The organism is Streptomyces spongiicola, from assembly GCF_003122365.1.
Taxonomy (GTDB): Bacteria; Actinomycetota; Actinomycetes; order Streptomycetales; family Streptomycetaceae; genus Streptomyces; species Streptomyces spongiicola.
This window is the reverse complement of record NZ_CP029254.1, coordinates 831,205-849,776: the sequence shown is the minus strand read 5'-3', so window position 1 is coordinate 849,776 and position 18,572 is coordinate 831,205. Positions and strand designations below refer to the sequence as shown.

Here is an 18,572-nt window from a genome sequence, read left to right as displayed (position 1 = left end):
GTGGTCGTCGCGCCCGTGACCGAGATCAGTCGTGGGAGTGGAGGGGCTTGCCCGCGAGGGCCAGGTGGGCCTCGCCGAGCGCCTCGTTCTGCGTCGGGTGCGCGTGGACGAGCTGCGCGACCTCGGCCGGCAGAGCCTCCCAGTTGTAGATCAGCTGGGCCTCGCCGACCTGCTCGCCCATACGGTCACCGACCATGTGGACGCCGACGACGGCACCGTCCTTGACCTGGACGAGCTTGATCTCGCCCGCGGTCTTGAGGATCTTGCTCTTGCCGTTGCCCGCCAGGTTGTACTTCAGAGCGACGACCTTGTCCGCGCCGTAGACCTCCTTGGCCCTGGCCTCGGACAGGCCCACCGAGGCGACCTCCGGGTGGCAGTAGGTCACCTTCGGCACACCGTCGTAGTCGATCGGCACGGTCTTCAGACCGGCCAGACGCTCCGCCACCAGGATGCCCTCGGCGAAGCCGACGTGCGCGAGCTGGAGGGTCGGGACCAGGTCGCCGACGGCGGAGACGGTCGGCACGTTCGTCCGCATGTACTCGTCGACCAGGACGTAGCCGCGGTCCATCGCGACGCCCTGCTCCTCGTAGCCGAGGCCCTGGGAGACCGGCCCGCGGCCCACCGCGACCAGCAGCACCTCGGCCTCGAAGGTCTTGCCGTCGGCGAGGGTGACCCGCACACCGTCCTCGGTGTACTCGGCCTTCTCGAAGAAGGTGCCCAGGTTGAACTTGATGCCGCGCTTGCGGAAGGCGCGCTCGAGGAGCTTGGAGCTGTTCTCGTCCTCGACCGGGACGAGGTGCTTCAGCGCCTCGATGATCGTGATGTCGGTGCCGAAGGACTTCCAGGCCGAGGCGAACTCGACACCGATGACGCCGCCGCCCAGGACGATCGCGGACTTCGGCACGCGGTCCAGGACCAGCGCGTGGTCGGAGGAGATGATCCGGTTGCCGTCGATGGTCAGACCGGGCAGCGACTTCGGCACCGAACCGGTGGCGAGGAGGACGTGGCGGCCCTCGACCCGGCGGCCGTTGACATCGACGGACGTGGGGGAGGACAGCCGGCCCTCGCCCTCGATGTACGTGACCTTGCGGGAGGCGATCAGACCCTGCAGGCCCTTGTACAGCCCGGAGATCACCTCGTCCTTGTACTTGTGGACCGCCGGGACGTCGATGCCCTCGAAGCTGGCCTTGACGCCGAACTGCTCGCTCTCGCGGGCCTGGTCGGCGACCTCGCCGGCGTGCAGCAGGGCCTTGGTGGGAATGCATCCGCGGTGCAGGCAGGTGCCGCCGACCTTGTCCTTCTCGATCAGGGCGACGTCCAGGCCCAGCTGCGCTCCGCGAAGGGCCGCGGCGTAACCACCGCTGCCACCGCCGAGGATCACTAGGTCGAAAACGGTGCTGGCGTCGTTCGCCACGTCACGTCCTCCATGCATGTGCGCCGGGCGCCGGCGTCTCCCAGGGCGGGGGACGGCCGGGCGGCGGCTGGTGTTCGGCCGCTTGTCTTCGGCCCTGTGGTGGGGGCCCTGTCCTGCCGGGAACCCATCTTCGCACTTGTCGGCGGGAGCCGGGACGCCGGGCCGGGATACGGGACGGCACCGCCGCCGCCCCCGTCGGTTACCAGTACGTAGGAACCCGCGGATTCCGTCGATGGCGAACGGAGGGCCGGCGCCCGGTATTCCCGAGCTCCCGCGGGCCGGGACGCCGGCCCGGCGCCGGGCTTCCGGGCAGGCCCCGGAACCCGGCCCCCGGCCACCCGGCCCGCCCGCGTCAGCCCAGGTCGCCGTCGGCGGCGCGCTCGGCCAGCCTGACCAGGGTGCGGACCGCGGAGCCGGTGCCGCCCTTGGGCGTGTAGCCGAACGGCGCGCCCTCGTGGAAGGCCGGGCCCGCGATGTCCAGGTGGGCCCAGGTGATGCCGTCCCCGACGAACTCCTTCAGGAACAGGCCCGCGACCAGGCCGCCGCCCATCCGGTCGCCCATGTTCGCGATGTCGGCGGTCGGCGAGTCCATGCCCTTGCGCAGGTCGGCGGGCAGCGGCATCGGCCAGGAGTCCTCGCCCGCCTCCTGGGCGGTCTCGTGGACCGCGGAGCGGAACGCGTCGTCGTTGGACATGATCCCGAAGCGCCGGTGGCCGAGCGCCAGGACCATCGCGCCGGTCAGCGTCGCCACGTCCACGATCGCGTCCGGGCCCTCCTCCGACGCCTTGGCGATGGCGTCGGCCAGCACCAGACGGCCCTCGGCGTCGGTGTTGAGCACCTCGACCGTCTTGCCGGTGTACATCCGCAGCACGTCGCCGGGGCGGGTGGCGGTGCCGGACGGCATGTTCTCGGCCAGGGCCAGCCATCCGGTGACGTTCACCCGCAGACCGAGCCGGGCCGTTGCGACGACGGCGGCGAACACGGCGGCGGCACCGCTCATGTCGCACTTCATGGTCTCGTTGTGGCCGGCCGGCTTGAGCGAGATGCCGCCGGAGTCGTAGGTGATGCCCTTGCCGACGAGGGCGAGGGACTTCTCCGCCTCCGGGTGCGTGTACGCCACCTTCACCAGGCGAGGGCCGCGGGCCGCGCCCTGGCCGACGCCGAGGATGCCGCCGAAGCCGCCCTTGACGAGCGCCCTCTCGTCCCAGACCTGCACCTTCAGGCCGTGCTCCTTGCCGGCGGCGGTGGCGACGGCGGCGAACGACTCGGGGTAGAGGTCGTTCGGCGGCGTGTTGACCAGGTCACGCGCGCGGTTCATCTCCTCGGCCACCGCGACGGCCCGCGCGGCGGCCTCCCTGAAGTCCTTGTCGCGCGGCTTGGCGCCCAGCAGGGCGACCTCGGCCAGCGGCTTCTTGCCGTTCCCCTCGTCCTGGTAGGCGGTGAAGGAGTACGCGCCGAGCAGCGCGCCCTCCGCGACCGCCTGGGCGTCCGCGGCGGTCCCGACCGGCAGGGCGAACGCCGCCTTCTTCGAGCCGGCCAGCGCGCGGGCCGCGGAGCCGGCGGCGCGGCGCAGCGACTCGGCCGGGTACGCGCCGTCCTTCTCCGGGGCGGCGCCGAGCCCGACCGCGATCACCAGCGGGGCCTTCAGACCCGATGGCGCGGGCAGCTTGGTCACCTCGCCCTCGGCACCGGAGGCGCCGAGCGTCTCCAGGACCGCGGCGAGCTTCCCGTCGAACGCCGCGTCCACGGCCTCGGCGCCGGCTGCGACGACGGGGCCGGCGCCCTTGTCGCCCTTGCCGCCCCTGGCGCCCCTGGCGCTCTTGGCGACGCCGACGACGACCGCGTCGGCGCGCAGCGTCGCAGCGCCGGCAGTGCTGAGAGTGAGAGCAGTCACGGTGGTGAAATCTCGCTTCCGTTGAGTTTCCTGGGCCGAAGAGGTGGGTCGGCCGCCCGGCGCATCGTAAGTCGGGCGGGTCGGAGCGCCGCCACGAGCCTACGCGCGCCCGCGATGTTCGCTCGCGCCGACGAAGATTCACCCATCCGTGGTCAGTCCGCCTGGTTTCCCGCCGCGACACCGATCTCTCGGCCACACTCGGGCCGGAGAAGCAAGGGAGCGACCGGCTCTTCGCATGATTTCCACATGTCCTCCCCCGTGTCTTCGCGGGGCGGGCAGGCGGCAGATCAGCGGCAGACGACTGCAGATCAGCGGCAGACGACTGCGGATCAACGGCAGAGCAACAGCGGATCAACCACAGAGCAACAGCGGATCGACTACAGAGCAACAGCGGATCAACAAGGGGTGGGGGAAACACCATGGCATCCGTATTCGCCGGGGGAACCGGCACAGGCGGGCTCACGGGCGGATCGCCGAGGGCGTCGGCCCGGCGCGGCCACGGCGGGAGAGCGCCCGGCCGGGGGACCGGCCGGCGGGGCGGGCTCGGCGCGGCGGTGGTCGCGCTCACCACGTCGGCGCTGTTCGCGGCGGCGCTGCCCGCGTCCCCGGCCGCGGCCGCCGACCCGGTGCCGCGGATCGACCTGAAGGTCCTCGTCGTCGACGACGGAGGGCCGGCGGTCGCCGCCGTCACCGCCGAGCTGCGCGGCACCGGAGTTCCGTACCGCCTGCTCGACCTCGCGGACCCGGACCGCCCGAGGATCGACGCCGCGTTCCTGAGCGACACCGTGTCCGGCCGGCCGCGTGCCAAGTACCAGGGGGTGGTGCTGCCGAACGAGGCGCCCTTCGGGCAGGGCTCCGCGGGGACCGCCGAGCAGGCCGCGCTCGTCGCGTACGAGCAGCGGTTCGGCGTCCGCCAGGTCGACGCCTACACCTGGGCCCACCCGGGGGTGGGGCTCGACTACACCAGCGAGGGCGGCTGGTCCGGCACGCTCGACGGCGCGGCCGCCGAGGTCACGGCCGCGGGCAGGTCCGGCCCGTTCGGCTACCTCGACGGCGCCCTGGCCTTCGAGGACAACGCGCCGTCCGTCAGCGAGAGCTACGGCTATCTCGCCCGCCCCCGCGAGGGCTTCACCAGCTACGTCGACGCCCCCGTGCCGGGAGGCGAGGGCCGCGGCAGCCTGCTCGGGGAGTACGCCCACGACGGGCGCCGCGAACTCGTCGTCACCTTCTCCTACAACCAGCACCAGCGGCAGTTCCGGCTGCTGGCGCGCGGCATCGTCGAATGGCTCACCCAGGGCGTCCACCTCGGCCGGAACCGGAACTACTTCTCGGTCCACGTGGACGACGTCTTCGCGTCCGACGCCCGCTGGGACACCGAGCGCAACTGCACCCCCGGGGACATCGACTGCGTCGGCGGACCGGGCGAACAGGTCCCGGACATCCGGATGACCGTGGCCGACGCGCAGTACGCCGCCCAGTGGCAGCGCACCAGCGGCCTCACCCTCGACATGGTCTACAACGCGGGCGCGGCCGAGGAGTGGAAGGCGGAGAACGGCGGCACGGACGCCCTCACCGCGCAACTGCTCGCCGACCGGGACGAGTACCGCTGGGTCAACCACACCTGGAGCCACCCGTTCCTCGGCTGCGTCCAGGACGTCTCCGTCGTCCCCTGGCAGTGCTCCAAGGACGCGTCGGGCGCCACCCGCTGGATGAGCCGCGCCGAGATCTCCGCGCAGATCCGCGACAACCACGACTGGGCGGTCGACGAGGACCTCCCCGTCGACCGCGCGGAGCTGGTCACCGGAGAGCACTCGGGGCTGAAGACGCTGCCGCAGCAGCCGGTGGACAACCCCAACCTGGCGCCCGCCCTCGCCGACAACGGCGTCAAGTGGATCGCGAGCGACAACTCCCGAGAGCCCCAGCAGCGTCCCGTCGGCGCCGCCGACACCGTGCCCCGCCACCCGATGAACGTGTACTACAACGTGGGCACGGCGACCGAGATGGCCGACGAGTACAACTGGATCTACACCTCGCGGGCCGACGGCGGAAGCGGCGTCTGCGAGACCGACCCGGCCTCCACCTGCCTGGACGAGCCCCTCGACGTGGCCACCGGGTACGGGACCCACATCGTCCCGCAGGAGGCCCGGATCGCCCTCGGCCACATCGTCGCCAACGACCCGCGCCCGCACTACGTCCACCAGTCCAACCTGGCCGAGGACCGGCTCCTCTACCCCGTCCTCGACCGGATCCTCGCCGACTACCGGGCGACGTTCGCCGACAACACGCCCCTCGTCAACCCGCGCCACCGGGACGCCGGGGTGGAACTGAGCCGCCGTGCCGCCTGGCAGTCGGCCCTGGACGCCGACCGGGTCACGGCGTACCGGATCGGCACCACCGTCACCGTCCAGGCACCCGGCGGGGTCGTCGTCCCCGTCACCGCGCCCGAGGGCACCCGCAAGCAACACCTGCTCGGCACAAGCGCCTTCGGTACCGCCTACGCGGGACAGCGCTCGGCCTGGACCCAGCCGGAGCTGCTCCAGTCCGCCGTCACCCTGCGACTGCCCTCCTCCTGACCGGGGTCGCCCGGCCGCACGTCGCGTACCCCGGCCCGCGCGGCCGGGGTACGCGACGGCACGGCCCCCGCGCCGCCCGCCCGCAGCACCCGGGGTACCACCTCGTGCCCCGGCACTCCGCGCCCACCACCCGTATGTCCAGGAGAACTCAAGCCGATGAGCCAGGGACTCCATGTCGCCATGCTCACCGAAGGCACCTATCCGCACGTCCACGGCGGTGTCAGCACCTGGTGCGACCAGCTGGTCCGGGGCATGCCCGAGGTCGCTTTCACCGTCGTCTCCCTCACCGGCAGCGGACGTGAGCCCGTCGCCTGGGAGCTGCCGCCGAACGTCCGCGACCACACCCCCGTGCCCCTGTGGGGACCGCGGCCCGGCCGGCAGCACGCACCCCGCCGCGGTGCCGTCCGCCGGCGCTTCCTCCACACCTTCGAACGGTTTCTGCTGTCGCTGCTTGACCCGGACGCGCACGCCGACTTCGGCCCCGCGCTCGACGAGCTGGCCGACGAGGCACGCGCGGGCCGTCTCACCGCCGCACTGCGGACCGAGACCGCGGTCCGCACGCTGATGCGCCTGTGGAGGCGGCCGTCACTGCCCACCGCCGCCGCCGAACCCACCGTCCACGACGCCCTGACCGCCGTCGACCTGCTCGAACACGCGCTGCGCCCGCTGGCGGTGCGCATCCCCGGGGACAGCGTCGCCCACGCCGTCAGCAGCGGGCTGGCCACCCTTCCCGCACTCGCCGCACAGCGGTCGGACGGGGTGCCGTTCCTCCTCACCGAGCACGGCATCTATCTGCGCGAACGCTACCTCGGCTACCGCACCGAGGCGCAGCGCTGGCCGGTCAAGGCGCTGATGCTCGGCTTCTACCGGGAACTCAACACCCTCGGCTACGAACGCGCCGACCTGATCACCCCGTGCAACCGCTACAACCGCCGCTGGGAGGAGCGGGGCGGTGCCCTCCCCGGCAAGATCCGCACGGTCTACAACGGCGTCGACCCGCACGCCTTCCCGCACGCCGGGGCGGAGCCGCCCGAGCCCACCCTCAGCTGGGCCGGCCGGATCGACCCGATCAAGGACCTGGAGACGCTGGTCCGGGCCTTCGCCCTGGCCCGCGCCGAGGTTCCGGCGCTGCGGCTCAGGCTGTTCGGCGCCGCCCCCGCCGGATGCGAGTGGTACGCCTCCGCGCTGGAGAAGCTCACCGCCGAACTGGGCGTCGCCGACGGGGTGTTCTGGGAGGGCCGGATCGGCGACGTGGCACGCGCCTACGCGGCCGGCCATGTGGTGATGCTCTCCAGCATCAGCGAGGGCTTTCCGTTCTCGATCATCGAGGCGATGTCCTGCGGGCGGACCACGGTGTCCACCGATGTGGGCGGGGTGCGCGAGGCCGTCGGCGACACCGGTCTGGTGGTCCCGCCGCGCGAGCCCGAGGCGCTGGCGGCCGCGGCCCTGGAACTGCTCCAGGACGACGCGCGCCGCGCCGAACTGGGCCGCCGCGCCCGGCAGCGGGTCGTCGACCTCTTCACCCTGCGGCGTTCGGTGGACGCGTTCCGGCAGATCTACCGGGAACTCGCCGGAACGCCGGGCGCGGTGTACGCCCCGCCCGCCGTCGAGACGGTCGCCGACTGGACGGTCGAACTGAGGGACCCCTGGTACCAGGAGCACACGGCCTGGGGCCACCACTGGTCCGAACCCTCAGGTCTCTCAGGTCTCTCGGGTTCCTCGGGTCTCTCGGGTTCCTCGGGTTCCTCCGTGCCCGTCCACGGGGGTGTCCGGTGAGCGGCTCGCCGTGGCTGAAGGACCCGGGCACGGATGTGCGGGACGCCCTGCCGCCTGCAGCGGAACGGAACCGGTCCGGCCGGGCTGGAGCCGACCCGGTCGGCGAACTGGCCGGACGGCTGGACGACTTCGTGGCGGCGGCCGTCCACCCCGACGAGGTGGCGGCGCTGCTGGAGTCCGACGGGCTGACGGACGAGCAGATACGTCGGCGCTACGGACACGACGACTCGTTCGCCCTGGCGGAGGACCTCTACGCGCGCGTCGAGCGGCGCTTCCCCCGCACCGGCGACCCGCCGCCCGGCCCGGGGAGCCCGGCGCTCCTCGGCTGCCTGCTGCGGGGCCTGCTGTTCACCCTCCCGGGGCTGGGCCACGTCCTGGCCGCGCCCGTCCTCGCGGGCGGCGGCACCGCCCACGCCCCGCTGCTGGCGGCCGCGCTGGCCGGGTGGGCCTGGAACCAGGCCCTCGCCCACCGCGCGTACACCTGGCTCGGACTCGGCGACCGCCCCGCGGCGGCCCGTGCCCTGCTGAGGGGCGCCCCGGTGGGGGTGGTGCTCGGCACGGCCGCCGCCGCGGCGGTCGCGCCCGCCGCTCCCGATCACGGCCCGGCGCTGCTGTTCGCCGCGGGCCAGTCGCTCTACCTCGCCGCGGCGACGGTGCTGCTGGTCCTCGGCCGCGAGCGGGTCCTGCTGGCGGCCCTGCTGCCGCTGGTGGGCGGGGCGCTGTACACGGCGCTGCAGCCGATGCCCGGCTGGGCGCATCCGGTGCTCCCCCTGGCGTCCGTCACGGCCGCCACCGGCCTCGCGGCGGGCGCGGTCGCCGGGATGCTCCGGCCGGCGGGCCACGGGGGCCGGAGCAGGAGCAGGAGCCGGAGCCGGAGCCGGAGCCGGAACGGGCGCGGGCGCGCGGCGCCGAGCGGGCTCGGCGGTTCGGTCCCGTACGGACTGTTCGGGTTGGGCTCCGGGGTGCTGGTGCTCCATGTCGCCCTGGACAACCCGCCGTTCGCGGTCGCCCTCACCCTGGGCATGGGACCGGCGGAGTGGCTGCTCCACCGGTTCCGGGCGGACAGCCTCGCCGGACTGCGGGCCTGCACCTCCCCGGGCGCCTTCCGGATCGCGGTCGGCTCGGCGCTGCTGCGTTCCCTCGCCGGATACCTGGCCGTCCTGCCGGCGCTGATGGCCGCGGCCCTGCTGCTGTGGCCCGGTGGGGCCGACCGCCCCGCCCCGGCCGCGACGGCCGGCGCACTGCTGCTCGGGGCGGTGCTGTGGACCGGGCTGCTGCTCCAGGCGTTCGGGGCGGTGCTGAGCCCGGCCGCGGTGTGCTGCCTGGCCGCGCTGGTCCCGCTGCTGCTGCCGGGTTCGGGGCCGCTGCTCGCTCCGGCCGCCGCGTCCGGAGTGCTCGTCCTGCTGGTCTGTGCTCAGCTGGGCCGGATCACCGCACATCGCTGAGGGAGTCGCGGATCATGAGCCTGCCGGCCCGGACACGAAGCCTGCTGCTGCCGCTGGTGGCCCTGGTGCTGCTGGCCGGCTGCACCTCGGCCCCCGACGACTCCGCGCCCCCGCGCACCACCCGTTGGCGGCCGGGGCCGGGGACACCGTGGCAGTGGCAGCTCGGCGGCCGTCTGGACACGACCGTGGACGTCCCGGTGTACGACATCGACGGCTTCGAGCACCCGGGGTCCACGGTCGCCGACCTCCAGCGGCGCGGCCGCAAAGTGATCTGCTATCTGTCAACCGGCGCCTGGGAGGAGTTCCGCCCCGACGCGGACGAGTTCCCCGCGGAACTGCTGGGCAAGGGCAACGGCTGGGAGGGGGAGCGCTGGCTCGACATCCGCCGCACGGACGTCCTGGAGCCGCTGATGGCCAGGCGCTTCGACATGTGCCGGGACAAGGGCTTCGACGCGATCGAGCCGGACAACATGGACGGCTACGCCAACGACACCGGCTTCCCCCTCACCGCGGGCGACCAGCTCCGCTACAACCGGCTGATCGCCCGGATGGCCCATGAGCGGGGGCTGGCCGTCGGGCTGAAGAACGACCTCGACCAGATCCCGGCCCTCGTCGGCGACTTCGACTTCGCGGTCAACGAGCAGTGCGCCCAGTACGCGGAGTGCGAGGCGCTGACACCGTTCGTCGAGGCGGGCAAGGCCGTGTTCCACGTCGAGTACGAGGTGCCGACGAGCCGCTTCTGCCCCCGGTCGCGGCAGCTCGGGCTGAGTTCGATGCGCAAGCGCTACGAGCTGGACGCCTGGCGCCAGCCCTGCTGAGGCGGACGGACCGCGGAAGCCGGGCGGGCCGCGGCCGTCCGGTGGGTCTGTCGGCGAGTCGCGCATGTCCGGTGGGTCTGCCGGCGGGCCGCGGATGTCCGGTAGAGCTGCGGATGTCTGGGTAGGGCGGCGGCCGTCCGGTGGGTCTGTCGGCGGGCCGCGGATGTCCGGTGGGCCGCGGGTATTCGGTGGATCCCGAATGCCCGGTGGGTCGCGGCGGCCCGGTGGGCCGCGCGACGGGCTACCGGAACCCGACGGCGAGCGCGATCAGCGCAGCCGTCGCCGCCGTCTCCGCGACCCCTCCGAACACGTCGCCGGTGACCCCGCCGAAGCGTCGCACGCAGTGCCGCAGCAGCAGTTCGGCGGCGGCGGCCCCGGCGAGCACGGCCAGGGCGAGCCGCGGCGCCCCGTACCCGCCGAACAGCGTCCCCCAGGCGGCGAAACCGGCCGTGACCAGCAGCGCGATGCCCAGTGCCTGCCGCGCCGGCACGGTGGCCGCGACCATGGCGCCCAACCCCTCGGGCCGTGCCGCCGGGACGCCGGAGCGGGCGGCGAGCGTGAGCGCGAGCCGGGCGGCGGCGCCGGCGACCGCCGCCGCCGTCGCCCCGTACCCCCAGCCGCGCCCGTAGAGCTCGTACAGCGCCGCGACCTGGGCCAGCAGTACGAACACCAGGGCGAGGACTCCGAACGGCCCGATGTCCGACTGCTTCATGATCCGCAGCGCGTCCTCGGCGGGTCGGCCGCTGCCCAGTCCGTCCGCGGTGTCGGCGAGGCCGTCCAGGTGCAGACCGCGGGTGAGGACCGCGGGCACGGCGGCGGAGGCCACCGCGGCGAGCAGCGGACCGGCGCCCAGCAGCAGGAGCAGTCCGCCCGCGGCCCCCGCGCAGAGACCGACGGCGAGTCCGGCGAGCGGGGCCCAGCGCATCCCCGCGCCCGCGCAGTCGCGGTCCCAGCGGCTCACGCGGACGGGCAGCACGGTGAGGGTGCCGAAGGCGAACCGTAGGCCCGCGAGACCGGGTGTGTTGTGGGAGTTCACCGCGCGCAGCGTAGCCGGTGCACCACGACGGTAAATTGCGCATGACGGACAAAACGGGAGCGGGTGGCATGGGTCACTGGTTTTACCGCAACATCCTGGAGCCCGGGAAGCTCCCGCTGCTCCTCGCGCTGGCCTCGTTCGTCCTGACCTTTCTGATCACCCGGATCGTCACCAGGATGATCCGGGCGGGCAAGGGGCCGTTCGGCAACGTCAGGGCCGGCGGACTCCATATCCACCATGTGGTGCCCGGAGTCGTCCTCACCGTGATCGGCGGCTTCGGCTCGGTCGCCAGCAGTCAGCACACCGGCGCCGGAACCGTGGTGTTCGCCGTGGTCTTCGGGGTGGGCGCGGGACTCGTCCTGGACGAGTTCGCGCTGATCCTCCATCTGGACGACGTCTACTGGACCGAGGAAGGGCGCAAGAGCGTCGAGGTCGTCGTCCTCACCACCGCCCTGCTGCTGCTCGCCCTCGGCGGCTTCGCACCCCTCGGCGTGAACGACCTGTCCGAGGAGGAGCGCGACGACCGGCGGGCCTTCCTGCTGACCCTCGCCGTCAACTTCATGTTCGTCCTGATCTCCCTCTTCAAGGGCAAGCCGCGTATGGCGATCATCGGCACCCTGGTGCCGTTCGTCGCGATCGTCGGCGCCCTGCGGCTGGCCAGGCCCACCTCACCGTGGGCCAGGCGCCTCTACCGGCACCGCCCGCGCTCCCGGGCCAGGGCGATGCTGCGGGCCTTCCGCCACGACAGGCGCTGGAGCGGGCCGCGCCGCAAGATCCAGGACCTGATCGGCGGTGCCCCGGACCGGCTGCCCGCGGCCGGTCCCGCCGGCCCGGGCAGGGACCGCGAAACGCGCTGAGGGCAGACCGCCGCACAGGTCGCCACCGAGGCGTGCTGCGAACGTCGCTCCCGTCCACCGCCGCCGCGCTCCGGAAGACGCTCGTGTCCGTCGACACCACCAGGCCTGCGGCCGCCGGGACGCCACCGCCCTGCTGTCGGGGTTCACCATCGCCGCCCGGCGCACCGAACTACGGCTGCCGGACCGGGCCGAGGTCGCCGAGACCGCCGAGACCGCTGGGTCGCCGGAGGCCTGGCCGTCGAGGTCCGGCGTCCGAAGGCCGACCACGAAACCCGCCGAGAGCCCCCTACGGCTCCAACCCTGCCGCCCTGCCGCCTGCCCCGCCCGTCCCGTACGTCCGCCTTCCCCGTCCGTCCTGTACACCCCGTCCGTCCGGTACGCCCGCCTTCCCCGTCCGTCCCGTACGTCCGCCTTCCCCGTCCGTCCTGTACACCCCGTCCGTCCGGTACGCCCGCCTTCCCCGTCCGTCCGGTACGTCCGCCTTCCCCGTCCGTCCTGTACACCCCGTCCGTCCGGTACGCCCGCCTGCCCCGTCCGTCCCGTACGCCTGCTCCGTCCCGTCCCCGCCTGGCGCCGGTTCCTCATCGACCGCGGTTGTCACCCGGCCGGGCCGCTGCCGGCGGTCGGGCTGTCGCTTCAGCGGCTGTCGCCGTCGGCGGCGGCCGGGTTCTCGCTTCCGGACCCGGCCGGGCCCGAGACCTCTGTGCCGCCCCCGGTACCGTCTCCTGTGCCGTCCCCGGTACCGCCTGCGGTGCCGCTCCCCGCGGCGGTCGCACGCTCCGGCAGCTCGGCCGCGAGCGCGGCGGCCGCCTGGACCAGGGGGAGCGCGAGAAGGGCGCCGGTGCCCTCCCCGGCGGTGACCCCGTGGTCGAGCAGCGGCTCCAGGGCCATCCGGTCGAGCGCCTTCGCCTGGGCCGGCTCCCCGCTGACCTGACCCGCCAGCCACCAGTCCGGCGCCCGGAACGCCGCCCGCTGGGCGACGAGGGCGCACGCCGCCGACACGACCCCGTCCAGGATCACCGGCATCCGCCGCACCGCGGCCTGTAGCAGGAACCCGGTCGTCGCGGCCAGATCCGCGCCGCCCACGGCCGTCAGCAGCGCCAGCTGGTCGCCCAGCACGGGCCGGGCCCGGCGCAGCGAGTCGCGGATCGCCGCGCACTTGCGCATCCACGCCAGATCGTCGATGCCGGCGCCGCCGCGGCCGGTGACGACTGAGGCGTCCGTGCCGCACAGCGCGGCCACGAGCGTGGCGGCGGGGGTGGTACCGCCCACGCTGAGATCGCCGAGCACGACCAGGTCGGTGCCGGCGTCCGCCTCCTCGTCGGCGATCGCCACCCCGAGGCGTACCGCCTGCTCGGCCTCCTCCCGGGTGAGCGCGTCCCCGGCGTCGATCCGCCCGCTCCCGCGCCGCACCCGGTGCCGGACGACGTCCTTGGGCAGCAGGTCCGGGTCGCAGTCCAGGCCGGCGTCAACGACCCGCACCGGCACGCCCGCCCGCCGGGCCAGCACCGCGACGGGGCTCACCCCGTCCAGCACGGACCGCACCAGCTCGTGCGCGGTCCCCGCGGCCCGGCCGGAGACACCCAGCTCCGCCACCCCGTGGTCGCCGGCGAACAGCACCACCCGGGGCCGTTCGACGGCCCGTACCGGCACGGCTCCCTGCGCCGCCGCCAGCCACTCACCCAGCTCGTCCAGCCGGCCCAGAGCGCCAGGCGGCACGGCCAGCCGCTCCCGGCGTTCCGCGGCGTCGCGCCGCACACCGCTGTCGGGGCGCTCGATCAGGTCGGAGAAGTCGTCGAGATTCAGCGAGCTCATTCGCCGAACAGTACCGGCACGCGCGCGGTGTTCGGCGCCCGGGCCGCGTCGGGGCCGGGCGGGTGGGAACCCTCCGAACCGCGCTATCGCAGTGGCATCGCCTGCCCCGCCACCATCAGCACCACATGCTCGCACTCGGCGGCGAAGGAGGCGTTCAGACGGCCCAGTTCGTCGCGGAATCGACGGCCCGAGGCGGTCGCGGGGACGATGCCCGAACCGACCTCGTTGGTCACGGCGACGACCGTACGGCGCGTACCGCGCAGAGCCTCGACGAGGGCGGCCGTGCGCCGGCGCAGAGCCGTGCGGCCGGCCGCCTCCCAGCGCGCGTCGTCCCAGGCGCCCACCCGGTCCATCGCGTCCGTCAGCCACAGCGCCAGGCAGTCGATCAGCAGCGGCGGTCCGCTCCCGGTCAGCAGCGGGACCAGGTCGCAGGTCTCCAGGGTCCGCCAGCTCCCCGGCCGGCGCTCACGGTGGGCGGCTACCCGTTCCGCCCACTCGGTGTCGTCGCGGCGCGTCCCGCTCGTCGCCACGTACACCACGCCGGGGAACGTCTCCAGCCGCCGCTCGGCCTCCAGGGACTTCCCGGACCGCGCACCGCCGGTGACGAGGGTGCGCCGGGGCACGTCCGGTACGTCCTGGTACTCGCCCACGTACAGCGTCGTGCCGTCCGGCACGGTCCGGGCCCCCGAGGCGCAAAGCCGCCGGTCCAGCTCGGGGCCGGGCAGCGCGTCGTGGTCGATGTGGACGGCGATCACGTCGGTGGTGGGACCGACCGCGCCCCTCGCCCGCAGCTTCGCCAGGCCGTCCGGCCGCCCCAGCACATCGGCCACGACCATGTCGTAGGGGAGCGGGTCGCCGTCGGTGGCCCCGGCCGGCCCCCCGCCCGGCGGCAGGTACAGCAGCCGCTCCCCGTCGAGTGAGGCCACCTCGTAGCCGGTGCCCGGCGAGTCCAGGGCCACGGCCCGCACCCGGTGACCGCTGATCAGCGTCAGCTCCTGGCCGTCCGGCACCCGTCCGGCCGCCGGAAGCCCCGCGGGCAGCTCCACCGCGGGCCCGGTGTGCGGGTGCGACAGCAGTACCTGCCGTACGCCCACGAGTGAACGGCCCGCGCGGGCGGCCGCGAGCGCGGCACCGGGCGTCAGGTCGAGCAGCAGCGCGCCGTCCACGAGCAGGGCCGTCGCGGCGCGCGCCCGGTCGCCGCGGGCGGTGGCGCATACGGCGCAGGGGCAGTCGGGGCGGGGGAGCCCGGTGGGGGCTCCGGTGCCGAGCAGAGTCAGTTCCACGGTCACGATCTTCCCGCGTCTCCGCGCCGGGTGCGCGCCCGGCTACGCTGCGGGCAGCAAGGTGATCGGCAGGGACGATCGGCACCGCGGTCACGTGGTGGGACCAGGAGGCGCACATGGCATGGACGTGGCGGTTCGAGAAGTCCGACGGGACGGAGGTCCAGCCGGCCGTCGAACCGGAGGAGTTCAGCACCCAGGGGGATGCCGAGTCCTGGATCGGCGAGGTCTGGCGCGAACTCCGGGAGGGCGGCGCCGACCAGGTCTTCCTCTACGAGGACGGCGGCCGCGTCTACGGCCCCATGAGCCTGCACGCCGAGGGCTGAGGACGCGCCGAGGGCTGATCCTCGCGGCCATCGGCCACGGTCACGGCCACGGTCACGGCCACGGCCATCGGCCACCGGCCACGGTCACGGCCCGCCGCTCCGCCGACGCGGCGCGGTGGGCCGTGGCCTTCCCGGGGCCGGTCCGTGGCCGCGCCCGGTGCCTGCCGGCCGGTGCCCTGCCCCCTCTGCCCCCTGCCCCCTGCCCGGTGCTCCGTGCCCGCGGGCCGGTTTCCGCGGGACGCCGTCGTCAGCGGGCCGATGACAGGAACTGCGTCGCCGCCAGTTCCCCGTACAGCGGGTCCTCCGTCACCAGCCGGGCATGGGTGCCGACCGCACGAACCCGCCCCGCGTCCATCACGACGATCCGGTCGGCCAGTGTCACGGTGGAGAGCCGGTGTGCGACCACCAGCACCGTCACCTCGCGGGCGATCTCGGCGACGACGTCCCGGAGCGCCAGTTCGTTGACCGCGTCGAGCTGCGACGTCGCCTCGTCGAGGAGCAGCAGCCGGGGCCGGCGCAGCAGCGCCCGCGCTATCGCCACCCGCTGGCGCTCGCCGCCCGACAGCTTGGAGCCGCGGTGCCCGACCACCGTCTCCAGACCGTCCGGCAGCCGTTCCACGAGCCCGTCCAGCCTGGCCCGTACGAGGACGTCCCGGATCTCGTCCTCCGTCGCGCCGGGTGCGGCGAACACCAGGTTCTCCCTCAGCGTTCCGGCCAGCACCGGCGCGTCCTGCTCCACGTAGCCGATGGCGGCGCGCAGTTCGGTCAGCGGCCAGTCCCTCACGTCCCGCCCGTCGACCAGCACCCGGCCGCCGGTCGCCTCGTAGAACCGCTCGACAAGACCGAAGACCGTCGTCTTGCCCGCTCCCGAGGGGCCGACGAACGCCGTCATACCGGCGCCGGCGACCTCGAAGCCGACGCCGCGGTGGACATACGGCAGATCGTCCCGGTACCTGAAGGAGACGTCCTCGAACCGCACGGACGCGGCCTCCTGGGCTACGGGCGGGGTCCCGTGGGGTACGGGCGGGGTCCCGTACCGCGCGGACGTGGCCTCACGGGGTGTGCGCGGCCTGTCGGGGCCGACCGGATCCAGTTCCTCCGTCTCCAGCCGCTCCGCCTCCGCGATGCGGGCGACCGCCGCCGAACCCATCTGGTACTGGGACGCCGCCTCGACCAGATCCGTCACGGGCTCGATCAGATAGAAGAGATAGAGCAGGAACGCCATCAGCGTGGAAACGGATATCGCCCCCGACGCGACCCGCGCCCCACCGATGCCCAGCACCGCGAGGAACGAGACCTGCACGGCGAGCCCCACCGACGAGCCGGCGACCGACTGCCACTTGGCCGTTCGCACGCCGTACCGCCACGCCCGCCGCGCCGCCGCCTCCACGACGGCGGTCTCACGCTCCTCGGCGCCCGACGCCTTGACCGTGCGGAACGCGCCGAACACCCGCTCCAGCACGGTGGAGATCTCCCCGACCGCCTCCTGCGCCCGCTGTGTGGCCAGCGCGATCCTGGGCATCGCCAGCGCGACGGAGCCGCCGATCAGAACGATCACCCCCACGGTGACACCGAGCAGCACGGCGTCCATGACCGCCATCATCACGAGCGTCGCGACGAAGGAGAGGGACCCGGTGAACGCCGAGACGATCGACCGGGTGGTCACGGCGCGCAGCAGAGTGGTGTCCGAGGTGACCCGGGACATCAGGTCGCCCGGCTGGGTCCGCTCCACCTCGGGCAGCCGCAGTCTCAGCAGTCGGCCGACGAGCGTTCGGCGGGCGGCCAGCACGACCGACTCGGCGGTGCGCTCCAGCACATAGGCGCCGACGGCGTGGATCGCGGTGCCCAGGACCACGAGGGCGGTGAGCACCAGCAGGATCCCGTTGATGGACTGGCCCGCGCCGAGCCGGTCCACCAGGGCCTTCGCGGCCAGTGGTTGGAGTAGCCCGCTCGCGGCCCCGAGGAGGGCGAGGAGGGCCCCGAACGCGACGGTCCAGCGATGGGGCCGGAAATGGCGGTAGAGCGCCCGGAAGGTCTCGCGGGCGGGGAGACGGGGGGTGTCCATCGCGGACACGTCCGATGCGTTGGTGGTCACAAGGGGACGGACGCCTCAGCGGCCCGGTCACCTGAGCCGGCGCCGGGACGAGTTCCGGGGCGAGTCACCGCGCCCGTACCCGACCCGACCCGACCCGACCCGACCCGAGGCGACCTGGTGACCCGGCGACCCGGTGGCCGGAGGTGACCCGAGGTGACCCGAGGTGACCCGAGGCAGGGCTGCTGTCCGAGCACCCCAGGACGCCGGCGCCCATCCCGTGCCCGCGTCCCTCCGCCCGCCGAACGCGCGGAAGGCCGGCCTCAGGGGCCGGTCGGCCCGGGCGGACGGCCCGTCGAAGGCGCGGGGAGCACACGGTGAAGGGGGCCCGTGTGGCGACCGCCCGTGTGGCGACCGCCCGTGCGGGGGCTGCCGAACGCGGGGCCGCACTCTAGCTGCCGCGCACTCCGCAGAGGTGCAGCAGCGCCGCCACCGAGCGGTACGGCTCCGTCCGGCCCGCTCGGTCCTCGGCCGCGAGCAGCCGGGTCAGTTCCTCCCCGGACGGCGGCTCCGCGTCGTCCGCCACGCTGTCCGTGAAGACCCGCACCCCGTACCAGGTGTGCAGGGGAGCGGCGATCCCGGCCAGGGTCGCGGTCAGCGACGCGAGCCGGTCCCCGCGCACCCGGAGGCCGAGGCGGTTGGTGTACGTGTCCGTGTCGAAGGAGGTCAGCGCCGTCTCCCAGTCGCCCGCCAGCCCCGGCCGCAGCGCCAGCGCGTCCGCGTTCCGTACCAGCAGGGACAGCAGACCGCCGGGCGCCAGCATCCGGGCCAGGCCCGCCAGCATGGCGTCGCGGTCCTCGACGTACATCAGCACACCGTGGCACAGCACCACGTCGAACGAACCGGGCAGGAAGTGCACGCCGGTCTCACGGCCGTCGCCCTCGATCGCCCTGAAGCGTTCCCGGATGCCCTCCGGCTCGTGCGCCAGGGCCTCCCGGGCGACCCGCAGCAGGTCCGGGTCGGACTCCAGACCGGTGACCTTGTGCCCGGCCCGGGCGAGACGCAGCGCCTGGGTGCCCTGCCCCATGCCGACGTCGAGGACGCGCAGCCGCTGCCCGACGGGGAAGCGGGCGGCCAACTGCTCGTCGAGCTGCCGTGCCACGAGTTCCTGCCGAACCGTGTTGCGCAGTCCGCCGAGACCCCTGAGCCAGGCGGCGGCGCCGTTTGCGAAACCGGAGACGTCGCCCCTGCCGGGTCCCTCGTGCTTCCCGGGTCCCTCGTGCTTCCCGGGTCCGTGAGGTCTCTC

At 74.1% G+C, this 18,572-nt stretch carries 13 protein-coding genes; 6 read left to right on the top strand and 7 right to left on the bottom strand.

What is annotated here, in order from left to right; translation table 11 throughout:
- Positions 1–25 precede the first annotated feature (25 nt).
- Positions 26–1,414 (bottom strand): dihydrolipoyl dehydrogenase, encoded by a 1,389-nt coding sequence (gene lpdA / locus DDQ41_RS03590; RefSeq protein ID WP_109293163.1) that lies wholly within the window; start codon positions 1,412–1,414, stop codon positions 26–28.
- A gap of 352 nt (positions 1,415–1,766) precedes the next feature.
- The gene (locus DDQ41_RS03585) at positions 1,767–3,308 is read right to left on the bottom strand and encodes a leucyl aminopeptidase (RefSeq protein ID WP_109293162.1); all 1,542 of its coding nucleotides are present in this window, start codon (positions 3,306–3,308) and stop codon (positions 1,767–1,769) included.
- A gap of 419 nt (positions 3,309–3,727) precedes the next feature.
- On the opposite strand from DDQ41_RS03585, the gene DDQ41_RS03580 reads away from it, so the two are divergent.
- The 4 genes from DDQ41_RS03580 to DDQ41_RS03565 all read left to right on the top strand — a co-directional run bounded on the left by DDQ41_RS03580 (position 3,728) and on the right by DDQ41_RS03565 (position 9,920).
- Positions 3,728–5,881 (top strand): hypothetical protein, encoded by a 2,154-nt coding sequence (locus DDQ41_RS03580; RefSeq protein ID WP_245991553.1) that lies wholly within the window; start codon positions 3,728–3,730, stop codon positions 5,879–5,881.
- Between the two features lie 156 nt (positions 5,882–6,037).
- On the top strand, positions 6,038–7,657 hold the full coding sequence (gene pelF, locus DDQ41_RS03575; RefSeq protein ID WP_262508339.1) for a GT4 family glycosyltransferase PelF: 1,620 nt from the start codon (positions 6,038–6,040) through the stop codon (positions 7,655–7,657).
- Positions 7,654–9,102 (top strand): hypothetical protein, encoded by a 1,449-nt coding sequence (locus DDQ41_RS03570; RefSeq protein WP_109293160.1) that lies wholly within the window; start codon positions 7,654–7,656, stop codon positions 9,100–9,102. Before pelF ends, DDQ41_RS03570 begins: the two co-directional genes overlap by 4 nt.
- A 14-nt stretch (positions 9,103–9,116) precedes the next feature.
- Positions 9,117–9,920 carry an endo alpha-1,4 polygalactosaminidase gene (locus DDQ41_RS03565; RefSeq protein ID WP_109293159.1) on the top strand — a complete coding sequence of 268 codons (804 nt, stop codon included), beginning with the start codon at positions 9,117–9,119 and terminating at the stop codon, positions 9,918–9,920.
- Positions 9,921–10,161: 241 nt separating this feature from the next.
- Here the strand turns inward: DDQ41_RS03565 and DDQ41_RS03560 are convergent, their stop codons facing one another.
- Complete coding sequence (locus DDQ41_RS03560; RefSeq protein WP_373995525.1) at positions 10,162–10,965, bottom strand: adenosylcobinamide-GDP ribazoletransferase; 804 nt, start codon at positions 10,963–10,965, stop codon at positions 10,162–10,164.
- 59 nt (positions 10,966–11,024) lie between these two features.
- On the opposite strand from DDQ41_RS03560, the gene DDQ41_RS03555 reads away from it, so the two are divergent.
- On the top strand, positions 11,025–11,813 hold the full coding sequence (locus tag DDQ41_RS03555) for a hypothetical protein (RefSeq protein WP_109293157.1): 789 nt from the start codon (positions 11,025–11,027) through the stop codon (positions 11,811–11,813).
- Between the two features lie 636 nt (positions 11,814–12,449).
- Here the strand turns inward: DDQ41_RS03555 and cobT are convergent.
- Both cobT and DDQ41_RS03545 read right to left on the bottom strand, forming a co-directional pair.
- Positions 12,450–13,628 (bottom strand): nicotinate-nucleotide--dimethylbenzimidazole phosphoribosyltransferase, encoded by a 1,179-nt coding sequence (cobT, locus tag DDQ41_RS03550; protein ID WP_109293156.1) that lies wholly within the window; start codon positions 13,626–13,628, stop codon positions 12,450–12,452.
- 83 nt (positions 13,629–13,711) lie between these two features.
- Positions 13,712–14,911 (bottom strand): bifunctional adenosylcobinamide kinase/adenosylcobinamide-phosphate guanylyltransferase, encoded by a 1,200-nt coding sequence (locus DDQ41_RS03545; RefSeq protein WP_167450233.1) that lies wholly within the window; start codon positions 14,909–14,911, stop codon positions 13,712–13,714.
- A 116-nt stretch (positions 14,912–15,027) separates the two neighbouring features.
- Here DDQ41_RS03545 and DDQ41_RS03540 point away from each other — a divergent pair, with 116 nt between their 5' ends.
- Positions 15,028–15,234, top strand: a complete 207-nt coding sequence (locus DDQ41_RS03540; protein ID WP_017949892.1) for a hypothetical protein — start codon at positions 15,028–15,030, stop codon at positions 15,232–15,234.
- A gap of 247 nt (positions 15,235–15,481) precedes the next feature.
- Here DDQ41_RS03540 and DDQ41_RS03535 read toward each other — a convergent pair whose 3' ends face one another.
- Both DDQ41_RS03535 and DDQ41_RS03530 read right to left on the bottom strand, forming a co-directional pair.
- On the bottom strand, positions 15,482–17,299 hold the full coding sequence (locus tag DDQ41_RS03535) for an ABC transporter ATP-binding protein (protein WP_109297514.1): 1,818 nt from the start codon (positions 17,297–17,299) through the stop codon (positions 15,482–15,484).
- A gap of 418 nt (positions 17,300–17,717) precedes the next feature.
- The gene (locus DDQ41_RS03530; RefSeq protein WP_109293154.1) at positions 17,718–18,428 is read right to left on the bottom strand and encodes a class I SAM-dependent methyltransferase; all 711 of its coding nucleotides are present in this window, start codon (positions 18,426–18,428) and stop codon (positions 17,718–17,720) included.
- Between the last annotated feature and the right edge of the window lie 144 nt (positions 18,429–18,572).

Bases quoted from the DNA above. Each gene is read 5' to 3' on its own strand.
- DDQ41_RS03580 (WP_245991553.1), top strand. From the start codon at position 3,728: ATGGCATCCGTATTCGCCGGGGGAACCGGCACAGGCGGGCTCACGGGC.
- pelF (WP_262508339.1), top strand. From the start codon at position 6,038: ATGAGCCAGGGACTCCATGTCGCCATGCTCACCGAAGGCACCTATCCG.
- DDQ41_RS03565 (WP_109293159.1), top strand. From the start codon at position 9,117: ATGAGCCTGCCGGCCCGGACACGAAGCCTGCTGCTGCCGCTGGTGGCC.
- DDQ41_RS03555 (WP_109293157.1), top strand. From the start codon at position 11,025: ATGGGTCACTGGTTTTACCGCAACATCCTGGAGCCCGGGAAGCTCCCG.
- cobT (WP_109293156.1), bottom strand. From the start codon at position 13,628: ATGAGCTCGCTGAATCTCGACGACTTCTCCGACCTGATCGAGCGCCCC.
- DDQ41_RS03540 (WP_017949892.1), top strand. From the start codon at position 15,028: ATGGCATGGACGTGGCGGTTCGAGAAGTCCGACGGGACGGAGGTCCAG.
- DDQ41_RS03535 (WP_109297514.1), bottom strand. From the start codon at position 17,299: ATGGACACCCCCCGTCTCCCCGCCCGCGAGACCTTCCGGGCGCTCTAC.